Origin of the sequence: Pseudomonas sp. CFBP 13727, from assembly GCF_014841915.1 — a bacterium.
In the GTDB taxonomy this organism is placed as follows: domain Bacteria; phylum Pseudomonadota; class Gammaproteobacteria; order Pseudomonadales; family Pseudomonadaceae; genus Aquipseudomonas; species Aquipseudomonas baltica.
On the sequence record NZ_JACYUT010000002.1, the window covers coordinates 247077 to 270296 of the forward strand.

The 23220-nt window shown below is 64.2% G+C and carries 15 protein-coding genes, 3 tRNA genes and 1 riboswitch; of the genes, 14 read left to right on the forward strand and 4 right to left on the reverse strand.

Annotated features, from left to right (window positions below; translation table 11 throughout):
• Positions 1-34 precede the first annotated feature (34 nt).
• The 5 genes from astA to astE are packed head-to-tail and all read left to right on the forward strand — an operon-like array spanning position 35 to position 5286.
• On the forward strand, positions 35-1063 hold the full coding sequence (gene astA / locus IFT76_RS08590) for an arginine N-succinyltransferase (RefSeq protein ID WP_122476375.1): 1029 nt from the start codon (positions 35-37) through the stop codon (positions 1061-1063).
• Complete coding sequence (gene astD / locus IFT76_RS08595) at positions 1060-2526, forward strand: succinylglutamate-semialdehyde dehydrogenase (RefSeq protein WP_192057892.1); 1467 nt, start codon at positions 1060-1062, stop codon at positions 2524-2526. Before astA ends, astD begins: the two co-directional genes overlap by 4 nt.
• Positions 2527-2575: 49 nt before the next feature.
• Complete coding sequence (gene astB / locus IFT76_RS08600) at positions 2576-3919, forward strand: N-succinylarginine dihydrolase (RefSeq protein WP_192057893.1); 1344 nt, start codon at positions 2576-2578, stop codon at positions 3917-3919.
• Positions 3920-3969: 50 nt separating this feature from the next.
• Positions 3970-4260, forward strand: a complete 291-nt coding sequence (locus IFT76_RS08605) for a topoisomerase II (protein ID WP_122476369.1) — start codon at positions 3970-3972, stop codon at positions 4258-4260.
• Positions 4261-4287: 27 nt separating this feature from the next.
• The gene (gene astE / locus IFT76_RS08610; RefSeq protein WP_192057894.1) at positions 4288-5286 is read left to right on the forward strand and encodes a succinylglutamate desuccinylase; all 999 of its coding nucleotides are present in this window, start codon (positions 4288-4290) and stop codon (positions 5284-5286) included.
• A 3-nt stretch (positions 5287-5289) separates the two neighbouring features.
• Here astE and IFT76_RS08615 read toward each other — a convergent pair whose 3' ends face one another.
• The gene (locus IFT76_RS08615) at positions 5290-5793 is read right to left on the reverse strand and encodes a 6,7-dimethyl-8-ribityllumazine synthase (RefSeq protein ID WP_122476365.1); all 504 of its coding nucleotides are present in this window, start codon (positions 5791-5793) and stop codon (positions 5290-5292) included.
• Positions 5794-5898: 105 nt separating this feature from the next.
• Positions 5899-6056, reverse strand: a riboswitch (FMN riboswitch).
• Positions 6057-6194: 138 nt separating this feature from the next.
• Here IFT76_RS08615 and ltaE point away from each other — a divergent pair.
• The 7 genes from ltaE to IFT76_RS08650 all read left to right on the forward strand — a co-directional run bounded on the left by ltaE (position 6195) and on the right by IFT76_RS08650 (position 12099).
• Complete coding sequence (ltaE, locus tag IFT76_RS08620) at positions 6195-7199, forward strand: low-specificity L-threonine aldolase (RefSeq protein ID WP_192057895.1); 1005 nt, start codon at positions 6195-6197, stop codon at positions 7197-7199.
• A gap of 145 nt (positions 7200-7344) precedes the next feature.
• A complete protein-coding gene (gene alaS, locus IFT76_RS08625; protein WP_192057896.1) occupies positions 7345-9969 on the forward strand; it encodes an alanine--tRNA ligase in 2625 nt (874 codons plus the stop codon).
• Between the two features lie 86 nt (positions 9970-10055).
• On the forward strand, positions 10056-11288 hold the full coding sequence (locus IFT76_RS08630) for an aspartate kinase (RefSeq protein ID WP_122476359.1): 1233 nt from the start codon (positions 10056-10058) through the stop codon (positions 11286-11288).
• A 135-nt stretch (positions 11289-11423) separates the two neighbouring features.
• A complete protein-coding gene (csrA, locus tag IFT76_RS08635; protein ID WP_122476357.1) occupies positions 11424-11612 on the forward strand; it encodes a carbon storage regulator CsrA in 189 nt (62 codons plus the stop codon).
• Between the two features lie 62 nt (positions 11613-11674).
• A tRNA-Ser gene (locus IFT76_RS08640) sits at positions 11675-11765 on the forward strand.
• A gap of 104 nt (positions 11766-11869) precedes the next feature.
• Positions 11870-11946: transfer RNA gene (locus IFT76_RS08645), tRNA-Arg, on the forward strand.
• Between the two features lie 76 nt (positions 11947-12022).
• Positions 12023-12099: transfer RNA gene (locus tag IFT76_RS08650), tRNA-Arg, on the forward strand.
• Positions 12100-12119: 20 nt separating this feature from the next.
• Here IFT76_RS08650 and IFT76_RS08655 read toward each other — a convergent pair.
• Positions 12120-12539 carry a hypothetical protein gene (locus IFT76_RS08655; RefSeq protein WP_192057897.1) on the reverse strand — a complete coding sequence of 140 codons (420 nt, stop codon included), beginning with the start codon at positions 12537-12539 and terminating at the stop codon, positions 12120-12122.
• A gap of 296 nt (positions 12540-12835) precedes the next feature.
• Here IFT76_RS08655 and mgtE point away from each other — a divergent pair, with 296 nt between their 5' ends.
• Entirely contained in the window at positions 12836-14284 is a 1449-nt protein-coding gene (mgtE, locus tag IFT76_RS08660) for a magnesium transporter (protein WP_122476355.1), read from the forward strand.
• A gap of 78 nt (positions 14285-14362) precedes the next feature.
• Here mgtE and IFT76_RS08665 read toward each other — a convergent pair whose 3' ends face one another.
• Both IFT76_RS08665 and metR read right to left on the reverse strand, forming a co-directional pair.
• Complete coding sequence (locus IFT76_RS08665; RefSeq protein ID WP_192057898.1) at positions 14363-19675, reverse strand: dermonecrotic toxin domain-containing protein; 5313 nt, start codon at positions 19673-19675, stop codon at positions 14363-14365.
• Between the two features lie 157 nt (positions 19676-19832).
• Positions 19833-20750 (reverse strand): transcriptional regulator MetR, encoded by a 918-nt coding sequence (gene metR / locus IFT76_RS08670; protein WP_043193202.1) that lies wholly within the window; start codon positions 20748-20750, stop codon positions 19833-19835.
• Between the two features lie 106 nt (positions 20751-20856).
• Between metR and metE the strand changes: the two genes are divergently transcribed.
• The gene (gene metE / locus IFT76_RS08675) at positions 20857-23166 is read left to right on the forward strand and encodes a 5-methyltetrahydropteroyltriglutamate--homocysteine S-methyltransferase (protein ID WP_192057900.1); all 2310 of its coding nucleotides are present in this window, start codon (positions 20857-20859) and stop codon (positions 23164-23166) included.
• Positions 23167-23220 lie beyond the last annotated feature (54 nt).

A 23220-nucleotide genomic window follows, 5' to 3' on the forward strand; every position in this document is an offset into this window, starting at 1 on the left:
CAGGTACCACGCGGTACCTGCTCGAGGAGAAAGCATGATCGTTCGTCCCGTACGCAGCAGTGACCTGCCGGCGCTGATCGAGTTGGCCCGCAGCACCGGCCCCGGCCTGACCACCTTGCCAGCCAACGAAGAACGGTTGGCACACCGGGTCGGCTGGGCCGAGAAGACCTTTCGCGGCGAAGCCGGGCGCGGCGATGCCGATTACCTGTTCGTGCTCGAAGACGATGACGGCACGGTCGTGGGCATTTCAGCCATTGCCGGTGCCGTGGGCCAGCGCGAGCCCTGGTACAACTACCGGGTGGGCCTGACCGTGAGCGCCTCGCAGGAGCTGAACATCTATCGCGAGATTCCCACGCTGTTCCTCGCCAACGACCTGACCGGCAATTCGGAACTGTGCTCGCTGTTCCTGCGCGAAGGTCACCGCAAGGGCCTGAACGGGCGCTTGCTGGCCAAGGCGCGGCTGCTGTTCATCGCTCAGTTTCCGCACCTGTTCGGGCGCAAGGTGATCGCCGAGATGCGCGGCATTTCCGATGCCGACGGCCGCTCGCCATTCTGGGAAAGTCTGGGCCGGCATTTCTTCAAGATGGAATTCAGCCAGGCCGATTACCTGACCGGCGTCGGCAACCGCGCCTTCATCGCTGAATTGATGCCCAAGTTTCCGCTCTACAGCTGCTTCCTGTCCCCGGCTGCGCGCGAGGTCATCGGCAAGGTCCACCCGGACACCGAGCCCGCCCTGGCCATGCTCAAGGCCGAAGGCTTCAGCTACCAGGGCTACGTCGACATCTTCGACGCCGGCCCGGCGGTGGAATGCGAGACCAGCAAGATTCGCGCGGTCCACGACAGCAAGAGTCTGGTTCTGGCCATCGGCACCCCCGGCGACGATGCCCCACCGTTTCTGATCTACAACCGCGAACGCGAAGAGTGCCGCATCACGGCGGCGCCGGCGCGCTTCGCTTCCGGCACGCTGGTGGTCGATCCCTTGACCGCCCGCCGCCTGCAGCTGAGCGCGGGTGACCAGGTGCGCGCGGTACCCATGACCCCGCCCGTTCGGGAGGTGCTTTGATGAATACTTTGTTTATCGACGGCCAATGGCTGCCTGGCGAAGGCGAGTTGCTGACGTCGCTCAATCCAGTGGGCCAGGCTGTGGTCTGGCAGGGGCACAGTGCCAGTGCCGACCAGGTGGCCCTGGCCGTGCAAGCCGCGCGGCATGCCTTCGTCGGCTGGGCGAGCCAGCCGTTGTCGGCGCGCATTGCCGTATTGCAGGCGTTCGCCGAGCGACTGAAGGCCCGCACCGATGAGCTGGCGCAGTGCATCGGCGAAGAAACTGGGAAGCCCTTGTGGGAAGCGGCCACGGAAGTGACCAGCATGGTCAACAAGGTGGCGATTTCGATCCAGAGCCATGCCGAACGCACCGGCGAGAAGAGCGCGCCGCTGGCCGACGCCACGGCGGCCCTGCGGCACAAGCCCCATGGTGTGGTAGCGGTGTTCGGTCCCTACAACTTTCCCGGGCACCTACCCAACGGCCATATCGTGCCAGCATTGCTGGCAGGCAACTGCGTCCTGTTCAAGCCCAGCGAGCTGACGCCCAAGGTGGCTGAACTGACCACGCGCTGCTGGGCCGAAGCCGGGTTGCCGGCGGGCGTGCTCAACCTGCTGCAGGGCGGCCGCGACACCGGCATGGCACTGGCCGCCAATGCCGGCCTGGACGGGTTGTTCTTCACCGGTTCCAGCGCCACAGGCAACCTGCTGCACCAACAATTCGGCGGCCAGCCGGGCAAGATCCTGGCGCTGGAGATGGGCGGCAACAACCCCCTGGTGGTCGAGCAGGTGCAGGACCTCGATGCTGCGGTCTATACCATCATTCAGTCGGCGTTCATTTCTGCCGGTCAACGCTGCACCTGCGCGCGGCGCCTGCTGGTCCCCGTCGGCGAGTGGGGGGACCGGCTGCTCGAGCGTCTGGTGCAGGTATGTGCCACCCTCGAGGTCGGCGAATACGACCGCACCCCAGCGCCTTTCATGGGGTCGGTGATCTCCCTGCCCGCGGCGCAGGCGCTGCTCCAGGCCCAGCAACAGCTGCTGGACAACGGTGCCGTCAGCCTGTTGAGCATGACCCAGCCCAGGGCCGATGCTGCCTTGCTCACGCCGGGCATTGTCGACGTCACCGGCGCCCATGGGCGTCGCGACGAGGAGCTGTTCGGCCCGTTGCTGCAAGTGGTGCGCTACGTCGACTTCGACGCGGCCATTGCCGAGGCCAATGCCACTCAGTACGGCCTGGCTGCCGGACTGCTGTCGGACTCGGAGGCGCGTTATCGCGAATTCTGGTTGCGCAGCCGAGCCGGCATCGTCAACTGGAACAAGCAACTGACCGGCGCTGCCAGCAGTGCACCGTTCGGCGGCGTCGGCGCGTCCGGCAACCACCGCGCCAGTGCCTACTACGCCGCCGACTATTGCGCCTACCCGGTGGCCTCGCTGGAAACCCCCACACTCGGTTTGCCCTCGACCCTGAGTCCGGGCATCACGCTGTAGGCGGTCGTTGCACCTTTGCGTACAAGAACAGATCCACGGAGCCGAACCGATGAAACCCTGTGAAGTGAATTTCGATGGCCTGGTGGGGCCTACCCACAACTACGGTGGGTTGTCCTACGGCAACGTGGCGTCGCAGAGCAACAGTCAGCAAGGCTCGAATCCGCGCGAAGCGGCGCGTCAGGGCCTGGCCAAGATGAAAGCGCTGATGGAACTGGGGTTCACCCAAGGCGTTCTGGCGCCGCAGGAGCGCCCGGATGTGGCAGCATTGCGCCGCCTGGGCTTCGCCGGCAGCGATGCCGAGGTGATCGCCCAGGCCGCGCGTGATGCCATGCCGTTGCTGGTGGCCAGCTGTTCGGCCTCGAGCATGTGGGTGGCCAACGCGGCCACTGTCAGCCCCAGCGCCGACACGGCCGATGGGCGCGTGCATTTCACCGCGGCCAACCTCAACTGCAAGTTCCACCGCAGCATCGAACACCCCACCACCAGCCGGGTACTGCAGGCGATGTTTGCCGACGCCTCGCACTTCGCCCACCATGAAGCACTGCCTGCCGTCGCCCAGTTCGGCGATGAGGGCGCCGCCAACCATACCCGGCTGTGCCGGGACTATGGCGAGGCTGGCGTGGAGTTTTTCGTCTACGGCCGCAGCGCCTTCGACGCACGAGTGCCCGCGCCGCAGAAATATCCGGCGCGCCAGACTCTGGAAGCGTCCCAGGCCGTGGCTCGGCTGCATGGGTTGAGCGAGCAGGGCGTGGTGTTCGCCCAGCAGAATCCGGCGGTCATCGACCAGGGGGTGTTCCATAACGACGTGATCGCGGTCGGCAACGGCGAGCTGTTGTTCCATCATCAGGACGCCTTCCTCGACAGCGACCGCGTGCTGGCCGAACTGCAAACCAAGCTCGCCGCGCGCGGTGGTCGGCTGCAGGCGATCAGCGTGCCGCGCGCCGACGTTTGCGTGGACGACGCCGTGCGCACCTACCTGTTCAACAGCCAGTTGCTCACCCGCGCCGATGGCAGCATGCTGCTGGTGGTCCCGGAAGAGTGCCGCGCCAACCCGCGGGTCTGGAGCTACCTGGAGCAGCTGACCGGGCAGGGCACAGGCATTGCCGAGGTCAAGGTATTCGACCTCAAGCAAAGCATGCGCAACGGCGGCGGCCCGGCATGTCTGCGCCTGCGCGTGGCGCTCAAGCCCGAGGAGCTGGCGGCGGTCAACCCAGGCGTGATCCTCACACCCGCGCTGCACGACACCCTGAACGACTGGGTCGAACGTCACTATCGCGACCGTCTGGTCGAAGCCGATATGGCCGACCCGCAACTGCTGATCGAATGCCGCGAGGCATTGGACGAGCTGACCCGGATCCTCCGGTTGGGTTCGGTCTATCCTTTCCAGCTCTGATTCAACGAGCTTTGATTTTTTCCAACTCTAAACAGCATCGAGGTACACCTATGTCCGACGCCCTGCGCTTGATTCTCGAAGACACCGATGGCACCCAGCTGGAAACCTCCTGCACGCGCTTCTGCGTGGTCTGGCAGGGCAAGGAAGTCTGGATCCAGCATGACGGCCGCGGCCAGTTGCTGATCGGTGTGGACGTCGAGGAAGGCGACGCCGAATACGCCAACCTGTTGCTGCGCCCGCTGGCGACCAACCTGGTCAGCCTGCAGCTGGAAATGGAGCCGGCCGACGCCGGTGCCGAGGACGAAGACGGCCACGTTCACGGTCCCGACTGCAACCACTAAAACCTCATCCTTCAGGGACGCCGCCCCATGCTCGCTCTTGGCAAACTGCTCGAACTGACCTTGGCCGGCCACGAGCCGACGCAGAAGATCCAGCTGACCACCGGCGGCGTCTGCCTGCGCTGGCTCGGAGAAGGCGCCCTGGAGGTGCGGCCACCTGCCGCCACCGACAGCGGCCTTGACCTGCTGCTGTCGGCCGGTGTGCACGGCAATGAAACCGCGCCCATCGAGCTGCTCGACAGCCTGCTGCAGGCCATCGCCCGGGGCCAGCTGATTCCTCGCGCGCGCATTCTGTTCCTGCTCGGCAACCCCGAAGCCATGCGCCGGGGTGCGCGCTACATCGAGCGCGACGTCAACCGCCTGTTCAACGGCCGGCATGCCGCTGCCAGTGGCAATGAAGCCTTGCGCGCCTGCGAACTGGAACGCCTGGCCACGACCTTCTTCAGCCTGCCGCAACGCACGCGCCTGCATTACGACCTGCACACGGCCATTCGTGGCTCACGGATCGAGCAGTTCGCGCTGTACCCCTGGAAGCAGGGGCGCGAGCACTCCCGCAAAGAGCTGGTACGCCTGCAGGCGGCAGGCATGCGCGCGGTGTTGCTGCAGAACAAGTCCTCCATTACGTTCAGCGCGTTCACCTACGAGCAGCTGGACGCCGAGGCGTTCACCCTGGAACTGGGCAAAGCGAGGCCGTTCGGGCAGAACGCCGAGGTCGATCTGACGCGTCTGGACGCCAGCCTGCGCGAGCTGATCGAAGGCCGCGAGGCGGACCTCGATCAGCCGCTGGTGCAGCTGGAGCTGTTTTCAGTGTCGCGCGAGGTCATCAAGCACACGGACGCCTTCCGCCTGCACCTGGATGACGACATCGAGAATTTCACCGAGCTGGCGCCAGGCTATCTGCTGGCCGAAGACGGCGCCGGGCAGCGCTGGGTGGTAGAAGAGCAGGGCGCGCGGATCATTTTCCCCAACCCCAAGGTTGCCAATGGCCTGCGCGCCGGCATTCTCATCGTGCCGACTCCGCAGGCCTGAGGCTCAGGCGCTTTTCTGCTGCTGCTGCAGGCGACGCAGGGCGCGTACTTTCTGCACGGTATCGGCCACGGTGCGTGCAGCTTCCGCGCCTTTGTGCAGGAAGTGATTGAAGAAGTAGGTGTGGTGCTGTTCGCCGTCATGGAAGTGATGCGGGGTCAGTACCACCGAGAATACCGGCACTTCGGTTTCCAGCTGAACCTGCATCAGCGCGCTGACCACCGTCTGGGCGACGAATTCGTGACGGTAGATACCGCCGTCTACCACCAGGGCAGCGCCGACCACGGCGGCATAGCGCCCGCTCTTGGCCAGCAGTTTGGCGTGCAGCGGAATTTCGAAGGCGCCGCCGACCTCGTAGAAATCGATGTCGGCTTCCTGATAGCCCAGCACGCGCATTTCCTCGACGAAGCCTTTGCGGCTCTGATCGACAATATCCTTGTGCCAGCAAGCCTGGACGAAAGCGATCCGTTCGTGGGTGTGGCTTTTGCTGTCAATTGCAGTGGGTTGCATCGGTTCACTCCTGTTCAAGAAAAAAACAGGGCATGTGGATCGAAGGGGATCTATGGGTACATGCGCATGGCACGGCCCTGCGTTGGCCTTTTGAAGGTGTCGCAATCCCGTTCTCTCTTCATCCGGACTATGACCGTCGGCCCCGGGATCACACCGGGTCTGCTGACCTTGCACGCCGTTGCCGGCTTGCAAGCGCTCGCGGGCTCGGCGCATTGCGCGCCATTACCGCCGGTGGGGAGTTGCACCCCGCCCTGAGAACGTTTGCCACCCCAGTGGGTGGCGCAACTTTTGTAACATATTTGCGGGCGAGCTGAACAGCGCGTGAGCAAATGTTTCGACAAGGCTTGATTCATGGCCCTGCAATCCGCAGTAATAGAAGCTGACACGAACCCGAGGCCATCATGTCCATCATCGACCTGCGCAGCGATACCGTTACCCAGCCTACTCCCGCCATGCTGGCGGCCATGCACGCGGCGCCCACCGGCGATGATGTCTATGGCGAAGACCCGACCGTCAACCGCCTCGAAGCCGAACTGGCAAAACGCCTGGGGTTCGCTGCGGGGCTGTTCGTGCCCAGTGGCACCATGAGCAACCTGCTCGGCCTGATGGCGCACTGCGAGCGTGGCGAGGAATACATCGTCGGCCAGCAGGCCCATACCTACAAGTACGAGGGCGGCGGTGCCGCCGTGCTGGGTTCGATCCAGCCACAACCGCTGGAGTTCCAGGCCGACGGCACGCTGGACCTGGATCAGGTCAGGGCGGCGATCAAGCCCGATGATTTCCACTTTGCCCGCACCCGACTGCTGGCGTTGGAAAACACCATGCAAGGCAAGGTGCTGCCGTTGAGTTACCTGGCCCAGGCCCGCGACTTCACTCGCGAGCATGGGCTGCAACTGCACCTCGATGGCGCCCGGCTGTACAACGCGGCGGTCAAGCTTGGAGTCGAGGCCGAGCAGATCACCCGCTATTTCGATTCGGTTTCGGTCTGCCTGTCCAAGGGGCTCGCCGCGCCGGTCGGTTCGGTGCTGTGCGGCAGCCTGGACTTCATCGCCAAGGCACGACGATTGCGCAAGATGGTCGGCGGCGGCATGCGCCAGGCCGGAATCCTCGCCGCCGCCGGCCTGTATGCGCTGGATCATCAGGTGCAGCGCCTGGCCGAGGATCACGCCCACGCCGCGCGTCTGGCCGAGGGCCTGCTGGCGCTGGGTTACACCGTCGAGGCAGTGCAGACCAACATGGTCTATGTACACCTGGATGGCCGCGCCGGCGCGTTCAAGGACTTCGCGGCCACCCGCGGTGTCACCGTGAGTGCCGCGCCACGCCTGCGCATGGTCACTCATCTGGATGTGGATGCGGCGCAGATCGAGCAGGTCATCGACGTATTCGCCGATTTCGCCCGCACCTGAGCGTCCTGCTGTCCAATTGAGTGGGCCAATCGTATAAACACGCTGTACCCCGGCCGCAGGGCCTATATAATGCGGCCCTTTGCCGTCGCATCGCCTGCCGGGCGTGCGCACTGGCCTCTGGCCGCAGCCTGTCGTGGAAGAACCTATGAAAAGCGCAGAAATCCGTGAAGCCTTCCTTCGCTTCTTCGAGGAGCAAGGCCATACCCGAGTCGCCTCCAGCTCCCTGATCCCGGGCAACGACCCGACCCTGCTGTTCACCAACGCGGGGATGAACCAGTTCAAGGACTGCTTCCTGGGCCAGGAAAAGCGGGCCTACACCCGTGCCGTAAGCAGCCAGAAGTGCGTGCGTGCCGGTGGCAAGCACAACGACCTGGAAAACGTCGGCTACACCGCCCGCCACCACACCTTTTTCGAGATGCTCGGCAACTTCAGTTTCGGCGACTATTTCAAGCGCGACGCGATCACCTACGCCTGGACCTTCCTGACCTCCGAACTGTGGCTGAACCTGCCCAAGGAAAAACTCTGGGTCACGGTCTACGCCAGCGATGACGAAGCCTACGATATCTGGACCAAAGAGATCGGCGTGCCGGCCGAGCGCATGGTCCGCATCGGCGACAACAAGGGCGCGCCCTATGCGTCCGACAACTTCTGGACCATGGGCGACACCGGCCCGTGCGGCCCCTGCACCGAGATCTTCTACGATCACGGTGCCGACATCTGGGGTGGCCCACCCGGCTCGCCCGAGGAAGACGGCGACCGCTACATCGAGATCTGGAACAACGTGTTCATGCAGTTCAACCGCACCGCCGATGGGGTGTTGCATCCCTTGCCGGCGCCGTCGGTGGACACCGGCATGGGCCTGGAACGGATCAGCGCGGTGCTGCAGCATGTCAATTCCAACTATGAAATCGACCTGTTCCAGAGTCTGCTCGACGCATCGGCCAGCGCCATCGGTTGCGCCAACCAGGGCCAGGCGTCACTCAAGGTCGTGGCCGACCATATCCGTTCCTGCGGCTTCCTGATCGCCGACGGCGTACTGCCGTCCAACGAAGGCCGTGGCTACGTGCTGCGCCGCATCATTCGCCGCGCCTGCCGTCACGGCAACAAGCTGGGTGCCCAGGGCAGCTTCTTCTACCAGATCGTCGCTGCACTGGTCGCCGAGATGGGCGATGCCTTCCCCGAACTCAAGGGCCAGCAGGCGCACATCGAACGCGTGCTCAAGGCCGAGGAAGAGCAGTTCGCCAAGACGTTGGAGCAGGGCCTGAAGATTCTCGAGCAGGATCTGGCCGAGCTCAAGGGCAGCGTGGTTCCAGGTGATGTGGTGTTCAAGCTGTACGACACCTACGGCTTCCCGATGGACCTGACCGGCGATATCGCCCGCGAGCGCGAGCTCACCCTGGACGAAGCCGGCTTCGAGCGCGAGATGAACGCCCAGCGCGAACGCGCCCGTTCCGCCAGCTCGTTCGGCATGGACTACAACAGCCTGATCAAGGTCGACGTTCCGACCGTGTTCCTGGGTTACGACGCCACCCACGGCAACGGCAAGGTGGTTGCGCTGTACAAGGACGGTGCCGCCGTCGACGTGCTCAGGGAAGGCGAGGAGGGCGTGGTGATCCTCGACCAGACTCCGTTCTACGGCGAGTCCGGTGGCCAGGTCGGTGACCGTGGCTACCTGCTGGCCGGCGGTTCGCGCTTCGATGTGCGCGACACCACCAAGACCAGCGGCGCCTTCCTGCACCATGGCGTGGCCGTATTGAGCGATCTGGCGGTCGGTGCCGAGGTCAGTGCCGTGGTCGACCAGACCCTGCAACAGGCCACCGGCCTGAACCACTCCGCCACCCACTTGCTGCACGCAGCGCTGCGCCAGGTGCTGGGCGATCACGTACAGCAGAAAGGCTCGCTGGTCGACAGTCAGCGTCTGCGCTTCGATTTCAGCCACTTCGAGTCGATCAAGCCCGAACAGATCAAGGCCCTGGAAGACATCGTCAACGCCGAGATTCGCAAGAACACCCCGGTGCAGACCGAAGAGATGCCGATCGACGAGGCGCGCAAGAAGGGCGCCATGGCCCTGTTCGGCGAGAAGTACGGCGACACCGTGCGCGTGCTGACCATGGGTGGCGACTTCTCGGTGGAGCTGTGCGGGGGCATCCATGCCAAGCGCACCGGTGACATCGGCCTGCTGAAAATCACCAGCGAAGGTGGCGTCGCCTCGGGCGTGCGCCGCATCGAAGCGGTAACCGGCGCGACCGCCTTGAACTACCTGAACCAGGCCGAAGAGCAGCTCAAGGAAGCCGCGCAACTGGTCAAGGGCAGCCGCGACAACCTGATCGACAAGCTGGCGGCCGTGATCGAACGCAACCGCGCCCTGGAAAAGCAGCTGGAACAGTTGCAGGCCAAGGCCGCCAGCGCCGCCGGCGACGACCTTTCTTCCTCGGCGGTCGAGGTCAAGGGCGTGAAGGTGCTGGCCGCGCGCATCGACGGCCAGGACGGCAAGGCGTTGCTGGCGCTGGTCGACCAGTTGAAGAACAAGCTGGGCCAGGCCGTCATCCTGCTCGGCGGCGTGCACGACGACAAGGTCGTGCTGGTGTCCGGGGTGACCAAGGAGCTGACGGCCCGGCTCAAGGCCGGCGACCTGATGAAACAGGCCGCGACGGCCGTCGGTGGCAAGGGCGGTGGTCGCCCGGACATGGCCCAGGGTGGCGGCATCGATGCCAGCGCCCTGGACGCTGCGCTGGCCCTGGCCGTGCCTTTCGTCGAACACGCGATCTGATTCAACCCTCGCAGGGCTCGTGCTGTGCACGGCGAGCCCGGTGTTGTATTTAATGGGCGCCCTTCACGGGCTGAGGCGGCTTTGAAATGGCTTTGATCGTACAGAAATTTGGCGGCACCTCGGTTGGCACTGTCGAACGTATCGAACAGGTTGCCGACAAGGTGAAGAAATTCCACGATGCCGGCGATGACCTGGTGGTCGTGCTTTCGGCCATGAGTGGCGAGACCAATCGCCTGATTTCGCTGGCCAAGCAGATCAGCGACCAACCGGTACCTCGCGAACTGGACGTGATCGTCTCGACCGGCGAGCAGGTGACCATCGCGCTGTTGGCCATGGCGCTGATCAAGCGCGGCGTGGATGCGGTGTCGTACACCGGCAACCAGGTGCGCATTCTGACCGACAGCGCGCACAACAAGGCGCGCATCCTGCAGATCGACGACCAGAAGATCCGTGCCGACCTCAAGGCCGGCCGGGTGGTAGTGGTGGCAGGGTTTCAGGGGGTCGACGAAAGCGGCAACATCACCACCCTGGGTCGTGGTGGTTCGGACACCACCGGCGTCGCCCTGGCGGCCGCGCTGAAGGCCGACGAGTGCCAGATCTACACCGACGTCGATGGTGTCTACACCACCGACCCTCGCGTGGTTGCCCAGGCCCGGCGCCTGGACAAGATCACCTTCGAGGAAATGCTCGAAATGGCCAGTCTCGGCTCCAAGGTGCTGCAGATCCGTGCGGTGGAATTCGCCGGCAAGTACAACGTCCCGCTGCGCGTCCTGCACAGCTTCCAGGAGGGTCCGGGTACCCTCATTACCATTGATGAAGAGGAATCCATGGAACAGCCGATCATTTCCGGCATCGCCTTCAACCGCGATGAGGCCAAGCTGACCATCCGTGGCGTGCCAGACACCCCCGGCGTGGCCTTCAAGATCCTCGGCCCGATCAGCGCGGCCAACATCGAAGTCGACATGATCGTGCAGAATGTTTCTCACGATAACACCACCGACTTCACCTTCACCGTGCACCGCAACGACTATCAGGCGGCCCTGGCCGTGCTGGAACAGACCGCCAGCGAGATCGGTGCGCGGCAGGTGGTCGGCGATGCCAAGATCGCCAAGGTGTCGATCGTCGGTGTCGGCATGCGCTCGCACGCCGGCGTCGCCAGCCGCATGTTCGAAGCCCTGGCCAAGGAAAGCATCAACATCCAGATGATCTCCACTTCCGAGATCAAGGTCTCTGTGGTCATCGAGGAAAAGTACCTGGAGCTGGCCGTGCGCGCGCTGCACACGGCCTTCGAGCTCGATGCCGCCCGACAGGGTGAGTAACAGGCAGTGAGAGAAGGGCGCGGCTAACCGCGCCCTTCTTTGTTTTCGGGCTATGTCCATGGCTTTCCCACCATGGATTCGTGCCCTTGTTTGCAGACTGTGTTGTCCCTGAAATGAAAGCGTAAGGAGAAAGGTATGCTGATTCTGACTCGCCGGTGCGCGGAAAGCCTGATCATTGGCGACGGCGAAATCACCATCACGGTGCTTGGAGTGAAAGGTGGCCAGGTACGAATCGGGGTGAATGCACCCAAGGAAGTGGCCGTCCACCGCGAAGAAATCTACCTGCGGATCAAGAAAGAGAAGGACGACGAACCAAGCCATTAATTTTTATCGTTTTTTATGTTTGCAAACGGGGAAGAAGGTGGTTAATATACGCCCCGTGTTGCGGAGAGCTGGCCGAGTGGCCGAAGGCGCTCCCCTGCTAAGGGAGTACACCTCAAAAGGGTGTCGGGGGTTCGAATCCCCCGTTCTCCGCCATTATTTGCGTAGTACGTTGAACTTGGCTTTTTCGTAAGTTGTTGAAATTACTGAAAAAGTGCTTTACAAAAGAATTCGACGGCCTATAATGCGCGGCAACAAATGCACTCGTAGCTCAGCTGGATAGAGTACTCGGCTACGAACCGAGCGGTCACAGGTTCGAATCCTGTCGAGTGCACCAATCAAGAAGTTGTTTTCAGCAATGTCTGCAGCTTCTGTTTCAACCAGTGGTAGCCTGGTCCAACAAAATACCACCTGCACTCGTAGCTCAGCTGGATAGAGTACTCGGCTACGAACCGAGCGGTCACAGGTTCGAATCCTGTCGAGTGCACCATACAAGTGAAAAGCCCGCATTTATTGCGGGCTTTTTGCTTTCCGCGTTTTGCGTTTTTTGGACGGTGGCGTCTGCTCCCCGGCCAGATACCTGGGTTTTCGCTTTTTCTTCGAACGGCTGGCTTTTTTCGTTGCCGACTGCGGCGCCGCGGCTGGCGCAGCCAGGGGCGTGCGCGTTCCATCTTCGACGATGGTCACCGGCAGAGGGCGGGGCGCAGCCTTGCGCGCCATGGGTTTTCTTCCGGACGAGGGATTCAGCGCGCGCTGATAGGCCCAGGGCTGGGTTTCGGGGCAGTTCGAGTGGGTGAACGTGATGTGGCCCTGAGGGCCTTCGCAGCGTTGCACCACGGCAGCGTTGGCCGAGTGATGGGCCGCCAAGACCACCAGCAGAAGAATGGAGGAGGGTATGCGCACCGGTGTTCGTCCTTGGTTGCGGTTCATGTCGTCCTGCAGCCTAGCCACGACTGTCGTTGCACGCATTGTGCTTTGTTTACCGAATGCGTCGTCCCACCCCCGTACTGCGCGAACATCAAGCGCCGCACGCAAGCAGTTGTTTCACCCAGTTTTTTTCACTATGAATCCGTACAAGTTGTGTATGATTGCGCCCGTCAGCCCCGCCGGGGCTTTGGAAAATTTCCATGGACTTACCCAGTAGTTACTCGCTGAAGCTGTATACCAATCAAGAATCGACTGATTGATTCTCCCGGCGTGCCCACTGCTGGGAGTGGAGTTCGCCTATGTCTGAAGTAGAAGCAAAGAAAACGCAAGAAAGCCTGCAGGATCGCCTGGCCCAGGTCGTCGACCTGTTGCAGCGCCAGCGTATCGTCGAAAGTCTGGCTCACCGCCAGGAAGGCCAGCACAACGAGCTGGTCGAGAATCTGGTTCACCGGCAGAACCTGGTCGAGTTGCAGCGCAAGCTCGATGATCTTCACTCCGCCGACGTCGCCTACATACTCGAAGCCTTGCCCCTGGAAGAACGTCTGACGGTCTGGCAGTTGGTCAAGGCCGAGCGTGATGGCGATATTCTTCTGGAAGTGTCCGACTCGGTGCGCGAGACGCTGCTCGCGGACATGGATGACCACGAGATTCTCGCTGCGGCCAAGGAAATGGACGCCGACGAGCTCGCCGACCTGGCCTCCGAACTGCCGCGCGACGTGGTTCACGAGCTCATGGAAACCCTCGACGCACAGCAGCGCGAGCGCGTGCGTTCGGCCCTCAGCTACGAGGACGAACAGGTCGGCGCGCTGATGGACTTCGAGATGGTCACCATCCGCGAAGACGTCAGCCTGGAAGTGGTGCTGCGCTACCTGCGCCGTCTCAAGGAGCTGCCGGGCCACACCGACAAACTGTTCGTGGTCGACTCCGACGGCATTCTCAAGGGCGTACTGCCGATCAAGCGCCTGCTGGTCAACGACCCGGACAAGCAAGTGGCCGATATCATGGCCAGCGACACCGTGAGTTTCCATCCCGATGAAGACGGCTACGAAGCGGCGCAGGCGTTCGAGCGTTACGACCTGATCTCTGCGCCGGTGGTGGACAAGCACGGCAAGCTCATCGGCCGCTTGACCATCGACGTGATGGTCGACCTGATTCGTGAAGAAAGCGAAAGCGAAGCGCTGCGCACCGCCGGTCTGCGCGAGGAAGAGGATATCTTTGCCTCGGTATGGCGTTCGCTGCGCAACCGCTGGTCATGGCTGGCGATCAACCTGATCACGGCGTTCATGGCGTCGCGGGTGATCGGCCTGTTCGAGGGCTCGATCGAGAAGCTGGTGGCCCTGGCGGCGCTGATGCCGATCGTGGCCGGTATCGGCGGCAACTCTGGCAACCAGACCATTACCATGATCGTGCGGGCCATGGCCCTCGACCAGGTCAGCCATGGCAACGGCAACACCAAGCGGCTGATGCGCAAGGAGCTGGGCGTGGCGCTGGTCAACGGCGTGGTCTGGGGCGGTGTGATCGGGGTGGTGGCGTATCTGCTGTATGGCAGCTGGTCGCTGGGCGTGGTGATGACCGCGGCGATGACCCTGAACCTGCTGCTTGCCGCGTTCATGGGGGTGTCTATTCCGATGGCCCTGGCCAGGTTCGGGCGCGATCCGGCGATGGGCGCCAGCGTGATGATCACCGCTGTCACCGACAGCGGCGGGTTCTTCATCTTCCTTGGCCTGGCCACTGTGTTCCTGATGTAGCGAGCGGCAGCGACGTGCCTCGCCAGCCGGTTTTCATTCGCCGCCGAGGGCGTCGCGCAGCGGTTCATGGCAGGCGGTTCACGCCTGCAATCCCCCGAAGAGTTTCACCGCCAGCGGCTTGCCGATGGGCCCGCGCCAGATGCGCTGTGCATCGCTGCCGTGGGCCTCTTGCCAGCGCAAGCCGAGCGTGCGTTGCTCGGGGCGCTTGATGTGCGCCTTGTCGAACTGCTCGAAGGCAGCCCGCTCCCGACGATAGTGAAAGTGCGCGTACCACAGGGGCACGGGCGGCTGGACGCCGATGTCGCGGATGACGTACTCCTGCAGGAAATCAGCCTCATCCCTCGCGCTCGCGATGTCGCGGCGCGTCCCCACCTGCACGATATCGACCTGGCGCTGTTCGACCAGATAGTCCAGATAACCCTCGGTCGGCGTTTGGCTGTTCATGGCCTGACGAATCCGCAATGCCCGGCCTTTGGCTCGGAGCTCTCTGGCGCGGGCGCGCAGGCGTTGAGCAAGTTCGTGCGCCGGCGCCTGCTGTTCGATCGCGTGGGCACGCAGTTCCAGCTGCCGGCCCTGATTGACCATGAGGTCTTCCAGATTCGCGGGCGCTTCCCCCGGCAGCGCATAACGCTGCACCCGCCGTTCATGGGCGGGGGTGGCGTCGAGCCAGGCCTGGCCCTCGGCGATCAGCGCGGGCAGGGGGCGCGATGGAGTGTGCGCCGAACCGTCTGACGGGGCATCTTGCAGGCGCCACTGGCCCGCCACGCGCCGATAGGTTTCGAGCCTGCCTCCCGCACCGGTCAGGGTGAAAATCTGCTCGCCGTCTGCCGCCTGGCCAGCGTCACCGATGAAGAAATCATGCTCGTGGGTTTCGAACACTCGCCGCGTGGCGCGAGTCGCGGGTTTCGCCCGCTGCGCCCCACTGCTCAGTTGCGGCATCGTCCGGTCGGCATGTTCGATCAAGCGATTCAGGGACTGGATCATGCCTTCGAACGAAGCAAGCTCGAAGCGATCCGGACGGTTGCGTACCCACGTGTTCAGCTGGTTGCGGTACTCGACGTAGATCTGCCGTGAACTGCGCAGCACGTTCTGCCTATCCCGCAGCCCGGCGGCGGTTTCCAGCAACTGGAAATGGCTTTCCAAGCCATGGTGGAAGCGGTTTCTCATGGCGTGGGTGTCGAGCAGGTGGAACATCTGCGCAATATCGCTGGCGTTGGCGGTCTTGTGCGCCAGTTGGGTCAGGTTGGAGGCCCGGGCAATCTCCAGGTCGACTTCGGCCGTGCCCTCGAGCACCTCACGCAGGGGCGCGCGTTGGCTGCGCTGGGTCACGCGTTCGGCCCAGCTGCGCGCCTGCTGCAGGCGCTGTTCCATGAGGCCGAATTGCTCGTCCAGGGCCAGGCGGCTGCGGCGCTGTTCGAGCATCTGCCGTTGTGGCAGATCGAACAGTTCGCCGGCAGGACGGGTTTGATTGAGGGTGTCGGTCAGTTCGGTGATCCAGCGCCTGGCCAGGTTCGCATGGTTGATCCTGCGCCCGGCAACGATATAGGCCACCTCGCTCTGGAACTGCCGGTTGCGCTTGAGAAAGTCGCGCGACACATAGCCCTCATGCTCCTGCAGCAGTCGGTACAGCGCCTCGCCCCGGGCGATGTCACTGGCGCAGGCGGCTTCGGCACTGGCCCGTTGGCGCGGGTCGGCGGCGTGTTCCATGATCAGCGCTTCATTGCGGTTCAGCTGCTCGCGCAGCAGCTTGTTGTGGTGGTCGATGCTGCTGGACAGTTCGAAGTGGCGACGGTACTGGCGATCCACCAGCCAGCGTGGCAGGCGTTCGCGGATGGCGACGGGCCAGAGCGGTTGCAGGCCATCCGCCGCGCGGTGGCCCAGGTAGCCGAGCACGCCACCGCCGCCGGCCAGACCGTTCTCCACCAGTGTGCCGTACAGCGCTCCGTGGGTTTGCCAGCGCCCGGTCGGGTCCAGTGCGATGGGCTGTCGGTAGGTCTTGCCCGTGGTGCCGTGCAGCCGCCAGGTCTGGGGGCTGGCGTGCAGCGTGACCTGGTAGGGCAGGCCGTCGCGCAGGATGAAATCGCCTTTGGCGTGGCGATAGATGCCCCGGTACAGGCCATGGCTGGCGGGCTGCAAGCCACTGAGGTCCAGCGGGAGGGTGTATTGGTAGCCGGCGAATGGATTGGGCAGGCCGGTCGGAGCGTGCTGGGTCGGGCCGGGTGCGCCTGCACGCCGCGCCAGCATCGACCATTGGCGATTGCGCGCGAGCATGCGGCTGCCACCAGGTACCGAAACGGCGCCCGGCAGGACGTCCATGGCCGCGTCGATCAGGGCGCAGAGCAAGGCCTCGAGCTGGTTGAGCGCTTCGCCGAACTGGCCGCCACGCAGCGCACCGACCGCTGCATTGGCGGCCGTCCAGGCGTCGAACAAGGCCACTGCCGTGCCTACGAACGGCAGCACGCCGATGGCCATTTTCAGGTAGTTGAAGACATTGCCATCGGCCAGCGCCGCTTGCTGCAAATACAAGGCGTCGTTGCTGCGCCCACGTCGGCGCTGGGCTTCGACCAGCCGGCCCATGTGCGCGTCGAGCAGATGGCTGGCGAGCGAAGTCGTTGCCGGCCAGGGGCGACCGATGCCGATCAAGCGGTCGAAGCCGCGCAGGCCTGCCTGTTCGATCCGCGCCTTGTGGCTGGCGGCGTTGCCGACGATGGCCCGATCGGCCAGATAGTCGGCCATCTTGCCGTCGAACGTCAGGGCGAACAGGCGCAGACGCGCTTCTTCCAGGCTTGCGAACTCGCGCAGGCAGCGCTGGTCGGGGGCGTCGGGCAAGTACAGCAGGGTCTGGCCACCCTTGCGATCATGAATGAAGATGACCCCGGACAACGTGGTGGGGGAATCGTCGGTATCGCTGCCGCCGGCCATCAGCCGAGCCGGCAGCAGTTGCACGTCACGGCCACCTGCCTGATAGGCCAGAGCGCTGCCGGCGTCGGTGGCAAGCAATGCCAGGGCGATGCCGCTGCGGCTGATACTGCCTTGATGGCGCGCGTACTCGCTTTGCATGTGCAGCATCAGCCGCACCGGTTCGAGCAGGCACTCACGTTGATGGGCCAAGGCGTACGGGGCCTGGTCCGTGCGGCCGACAAACGCTTGGCGGATCTTGTCTTCGCACGCTTGCGCCACATTCAGGTCGGTGATCGTTCGCCGCAGGTAGTTCAGGTCGATACCTGCCGCCACTCGCACGCATTGTTCGTTATCGGCACCGGTCACCTGCACGCGCATGAAGCCCAGGCGCTGCAACATGTCGGCATCGATATTGTGCTGCGCCAGACGGCCGAGCGGCCACGGTGTGCGCTTGGCATCGGGTGTGGGCACGCTGTGCTGGGGTGTGCCGGGCGCCCCGGAGCCGGCCACCGGGTGCCTGCGATGGACTACCCGGTCAGGGATATCGATCACCACCGCGACGTCCTCGGTCAGGTTGAAATCGCTGCGCAGTCGCTGCTGCAGCAACGCGTCGGCGTACTGGTCCAGGTCCGGCAGATCACGTTCCAATTGACGATTCGACGCGCGTGCGGCGCCGATGTAATCGCTGATCAGCGACTTGAGGCGCAGGCGATCATCGGCCTCCAGGGTTTTCAGCCAAGTGGGCAGGCCGCTTTCCAGGCGGTCACTGAAACCCTCCTGGGTCAGTTGAACATAGGCCCGGTCCCGCGCGGCGTGAGTGGGTACCAGCAGTTGCTCGCAGGTGTGTGTGGTGAGTCGCTGCAAGGCTTCCAGGCGCTGCGCCGAGTGGGTCGCGGCGGGCAGCTTTTCGATGAGCTCGCTGGCCTGCGCCTCGCAGGCGTGCAATTGACATTGCAGGCCGTAGTCGAAGATATCGCCCGCGACCGGGGACAGCTTCAAGGTGATGGCGTCTGCGCTGCTGTCCAGGCGCAACAACGAACGCTTGAGCTGGGCCAGCGATTGGAAGGCCTGCAGCCCGCCGCCCAGCCCCGGCCAGTACAGCATTACAAAGCCTGTGCCTTCCAGGGCCTGCGGGTGCATGAATGCCGCCACGCCGTGCAGTTCATGGACATGGGTGGTGGTGCCGCTGCCCGTCACGTTCGACATGGACAGGGTCAGGGCGCAGGCAATACCGGCCTCGGCGCCGCGCTTGCTGGCTTGCGGATGCGACACCACGGCGCGCATCAGTTGTACCTGAGCCGTGGTCAACAAACCCAGCGCCTGTTGCACGGCCACTTCGGCGCGCAGACCGTCCAGACGGGCCTGGTAAAGCGCCGAATAGTGCACGTTGGGCAAGTAGCGCAGACGATAGAGGTCCTCCAGCCTTGCAGACCTGAGCAACCCTGCAGCGGCCTGGGCTGCGCGCTGCTGGGTGCCGGTCAGGGTCGTCAGCAATGCTTTCAAGCGCACCCACCCGGGACTGTCTGCGCCCGCGCGAAGTTCATCGCCGAGCAGGTCCAGCATTGCCTGGTGCTGGCGCTTGACCTCGGCCCATCGCTGGCTCTGGGGAATGTCCGGACTCAGACTGCCGAAGGCTGCAAAATCATCGCTCGGCTGCGCCGGTTCGGGTGCGTCGAACGAGGCCAGGCGGGCGAATGGCGGTTCGCTGGCCGACAGCATCGCGGCTTCGCCGGGGCTTGCGCTCGAGTTCCGTTCACGGGCGGCGAGGAAGGTGCGTGCCTCTTCCACATAGCGCCTGCCGCAGTCGTCCAGCCATTGCTCGCAGGCGCTGGCCAATTGTGCTGGCGGATAGCTCAGCTCGATCGCGGCATCGGTCTGCTCCGTTGCCCGAGTCCATATCTGCGAGCGGTGTTTCAGCAGATAGGTGTGCAACGCGGGCCGATCAGCGAATGCGATCAGCGCCGGATCGCCGCAGGGCAGATAGAGCAGCTGCGCCGCAGGCCCGTCGCCGACCTGGGTCAGCAGCAGTGCACCAGGCGCTTGCAGTCTCGCGCCCTCGGCCCTGTGCAGAGCAAGGGTGTGCACATGGATCGACGCTGTTGCGGCGGTGTTGGCGCCTTCCAGCAAGGTCAGCAGTGGCAGCAGTTGCGCGTGGCTCAACTGTCCGTGGTAGTAGGCCAGGCGTGCGGCTGCCTGCAGATGGTCGAGGAAGGCCTGCTCGGCTGCAGCGCGGCGCGAGATGGCAGTATGCGCAGCGCGGCCGTTCCAGTAGTCGCGCCAGCGCTGCTGCAGTGCCTGCTCCCGCGCAGGCGCCGCGTTGGGCATCGAGCGGGCATCGCGGGCGCGCGGGGCGCTGCGCAAGAGTGCTTGCAAGCGTGCGCGCGCGCGTTCCCAAAGCAGGGAGCCTTCCTGCAACAGGTGGTCGTGGCGCATCGGATAGGTGCGGTATGCGAGCGGGCGAATAGTGAAGGTGTGATTGGCATCGCGCATGTAACCCGGTTCCTGAGGTCGAGGTGATGACCGGTGCGGTCATCGCGCTCGACATTACGAACCTTGCGCGCCAGGCCAGGGCGCTACTTAGATAGTCCATTGAGGGGATAGTCCACTGAGGGGATGGCCCGCTGAGGGCGTGTCCAGCAGCAGGCGATCAACGTACCGCGCTGACGCCGTCCAGGGTCGAGAACGAGGTGTCCTTGGCCGTGAGGAGAAAGTCGCGCATGTACGGAGCGTCGAGCATATCGGTACGCACGGCCGCGTACAGCGTGGCGAACAGGCCTTTGTCGCCCAGGCGCTTGGCCTTCACATAGCCCCGTGAACTGTACTCGTGCAACGCCCAGTGCGGCATGCCACACACGCCTCGGCCGCTGGCCACCAACTGCATCATCATCACCGTCAGTTCCGAGGTGCGCACTTGCGCCGGCTCGATATCGGCCGGCTCCAGGAAGCGGGTGAAGATGTCCAGTCGATCGCGCTCCACCGGGTAGGTGATGAGTGTTTCACTGGCCAGGTCTTCCGGCACGATGAAGGGCTTGCCCGCCAGCGCGTGCTGGTTGGCCACCGCCAGCATGGCTTCGTAGGTGAACAGCGGCACATAGGTAATGCCGGGCAGTTCCAGCGGGTCCGAGGTGACCACCAGGTCGAGGTCGCCGCGGGCCAGGGCTGGCAGTGGCGCGAAGGCGAAGCCGGAGGCCAGGTCCAGTTCCACTTCCGGCCAGGCATCGCGGAACTGGTCGATGGTCGGCATCAGCCATTGGAAGCAGCTGTGGCATTCGATGGCCATGTGCAGCCGACCCGCCGTGCCACCGGCCAGCCGGGCGATGTCGCGCTCGGCACCCCGTAGCAGTGGCAGCGTGGCATCGGCCAATTGCAGAAGGCGCAGCCCGGCGCTGGTGAAGCGAATCGGCTTGGTCTTGCGCACGAACAGCTGCAGGCCCAGGCGCTCTTCCAGCTCCTTGAATTGATGGGAGAGTGCCGATTGGGTCAGGTGCAGACGCTCGGCGGCTTCCACCAGGCTATCGGCCTCGCGCAGGGCGTGCAGGGTTTTCAGGTGACGGATTTCGAGCACCGGGGTCTCCATGAGCAGGACTTGTGATCAACACGAAAAGATTGAGTTTGTCTCATGTTGCCCAGGTTGTCGACAATGGCGCCATCATTTACAAGGAGCTGCACCCATGGCACTGGCCCACACCCTCGGCTTTCCTCGCATCGGCGCCGACCGCGAACTGAAGAAGGCGCTCGAAGCGTATTGGAAAGGCGACATCGACCAGGCAGGGCTGCGCCTTGCAGGGCGCGAGCTGCGTGCCCGTCACTGGCAGCTGCAGGCGCAGGCCGGTGTCGAGTTGCTGCCGGTGGGCGACTTTGCCTGGTATGACCAGATGCTCGCCCATTCGCTGGCCTTCGGCGCGGTGCCCAGTCGATTCGCCAAGGCCCTGGGCAGCGACGGCCGGCCCACGCTCGATACCCTGTTCGCCATGGCCCGCGGTGCCAACACCTGCTGCAACGGCGAAGCAGGCCAGGCGCAGCACGCACTGGAGCTGACCAAGTGGTTCGATACCAATTATCACTACCTGGTGCCCGAGTTCAGCGCCGACCAGCGCTTCCTGCTCAGCTGGGAGCAATTGTTCGAGGAAGTCGACGAGGCCATCGCCCTGGGGCACAAGGTCAAGCCGGTGCTGATCGGGCCGCTCACCTACCTGTGGCTGGGCAAGACCAAGGGCCAGCCCTTCGACAAGCTCGATCTGCTCGAACGACTGCTGCCGGTGTACGGTGAAATCCTCTCGCGCCTGGCCAGGCAGGGCGTCGAGTGGGTGCAGATCGACGAACCGATCTTGTGTCTGGATCTGCCCCAGGAATGGAAGAACGCGTTCGAGCGCGCTTATCACATCCTTCAGTATTCGCCGCTCAAGAAGCTGCTGGCGACCTACTTTGGCGGCCTCGACGATAACCTTGGCCTGGCGGTGGGCCTGCCGGTGGACGGCCTGCACGTCGACCTAGTGCGTGCACCCGAACAGCTGCCTGCCGTGCTCGACCGTCTGCCGACCTACAAGGTGCTGTCGCTCGGAGTGGTCAACGGTCGCAACGTCTGGCGCTGCGATCTGGCGCAGGCACTGGCGTCGCTGCACCAGGCCCGCGAGCGCTTTGGTGCCAACCTGTGGGTCGCAAGCTCGTGCTCGCTGCTGCACAGCCCGGTCGATGTGCGCCGCGAGGACCGGCTCGATGCCGAACTCAAGGGCTGGCTGGCCTTCGCCGTGCAGAAGTGCGAGGAGATCGCCGTACTTGGCCAGGCGCTGAACACGCCCGATGCTGCGCAGGTACGCCAGGCCCTGGCACAGAGCCAGGCGGTTCAGGCCAGCCGGCTGCAGTCGCCGCGCATTCACAAGCCTGCCGTGCAAGCGCGTCTGGCTGCGGTCACGGCCGCCGACTGTCGGCGGCCGTCGGCCTTCGCCGCGCGCATCGAAGTCCAGCGCGCGCAATTGCGCCTGCCGGCGTTTCCCACCACCACCATCGGTTCCTTCCCGCAAACCGCGTCGATTCGTCTGGCCCGTCAGGCCTACAAGGCCGGCAAGCTCTCGGCCAACGACTACACCGATGCCATGCAGTGCGAGATTCGTCATGCGATCCAGGTCCAGGAGCGCCTGGGCCTGGATGTGCTGGTGCACGGCGAGGCCGAGCGCAACGACATGGTGGAATACTTCGCCGAGCAACTGGACGGCTATCTGCTGACGCGGTTCGGCTGGGTGCAGAGCTATGGCTCGCGCTGCGTCAAGCCTGCGGTCATCTACGGCGACATCAGCCGCGACCACGCCATGACCGTGGACTGGATCACTTACGCCCAGCGGCAGACGGCCAAGTGGGTCAAGGGCATGCTGACCGGCCCGGTGACCTTGCTGGCATGGTCGTTCGCCCGCGAAGACCTGCCCCGGGAAGTCCAGGCGCGGCAGTTGGCCCTGGCGGTTCGCGACGAAGTGCAGGACCTGGAGCGCGCGGGGGTACGCATCATCCAGATCGACGAAGCGGCATTTCGCGAGGGCCTGCCTCTGCGCCGAGCGCAGTGGCCAGCCTATCTGGAGTGGGCCGTGCAGGCGTTCCGCCTGTGCTCCAGTGGCGTGGCCGATGCCACGCAGATTCATACGCACATGTGCTACAGCGAATTCAACGACGTTATCCAGGCCATCGCAGCCATGGATGCCGATGTGATTACCATCGAGACGTCGCGCTCGGACATGGAGTTGCTGGAGGCGTTCGAGGCCTTCGACTACCCCAACGACATGGGTCCGGGGGTATACGACATCCATTCACCGCACGTGCCTGACACCGAGCAGATGCTGCGCCTGTTGACCCTGGCCGCAGCGCGGATCCCGGCCGAACGGCTGTGGGTCAACCCTGATTGCGGGTTGAAGACCCGTGCCTGGCCCGAAACCGAAGCGGCGCTGATCAACATGGTGGCGGCGGCGCGCCAGGCCCGTCAGCGGCTGGCCTGAGATCGGACGGAAGACCGTATGGCGGAGTTCATCAAACGGTCACAGAACTGTGGC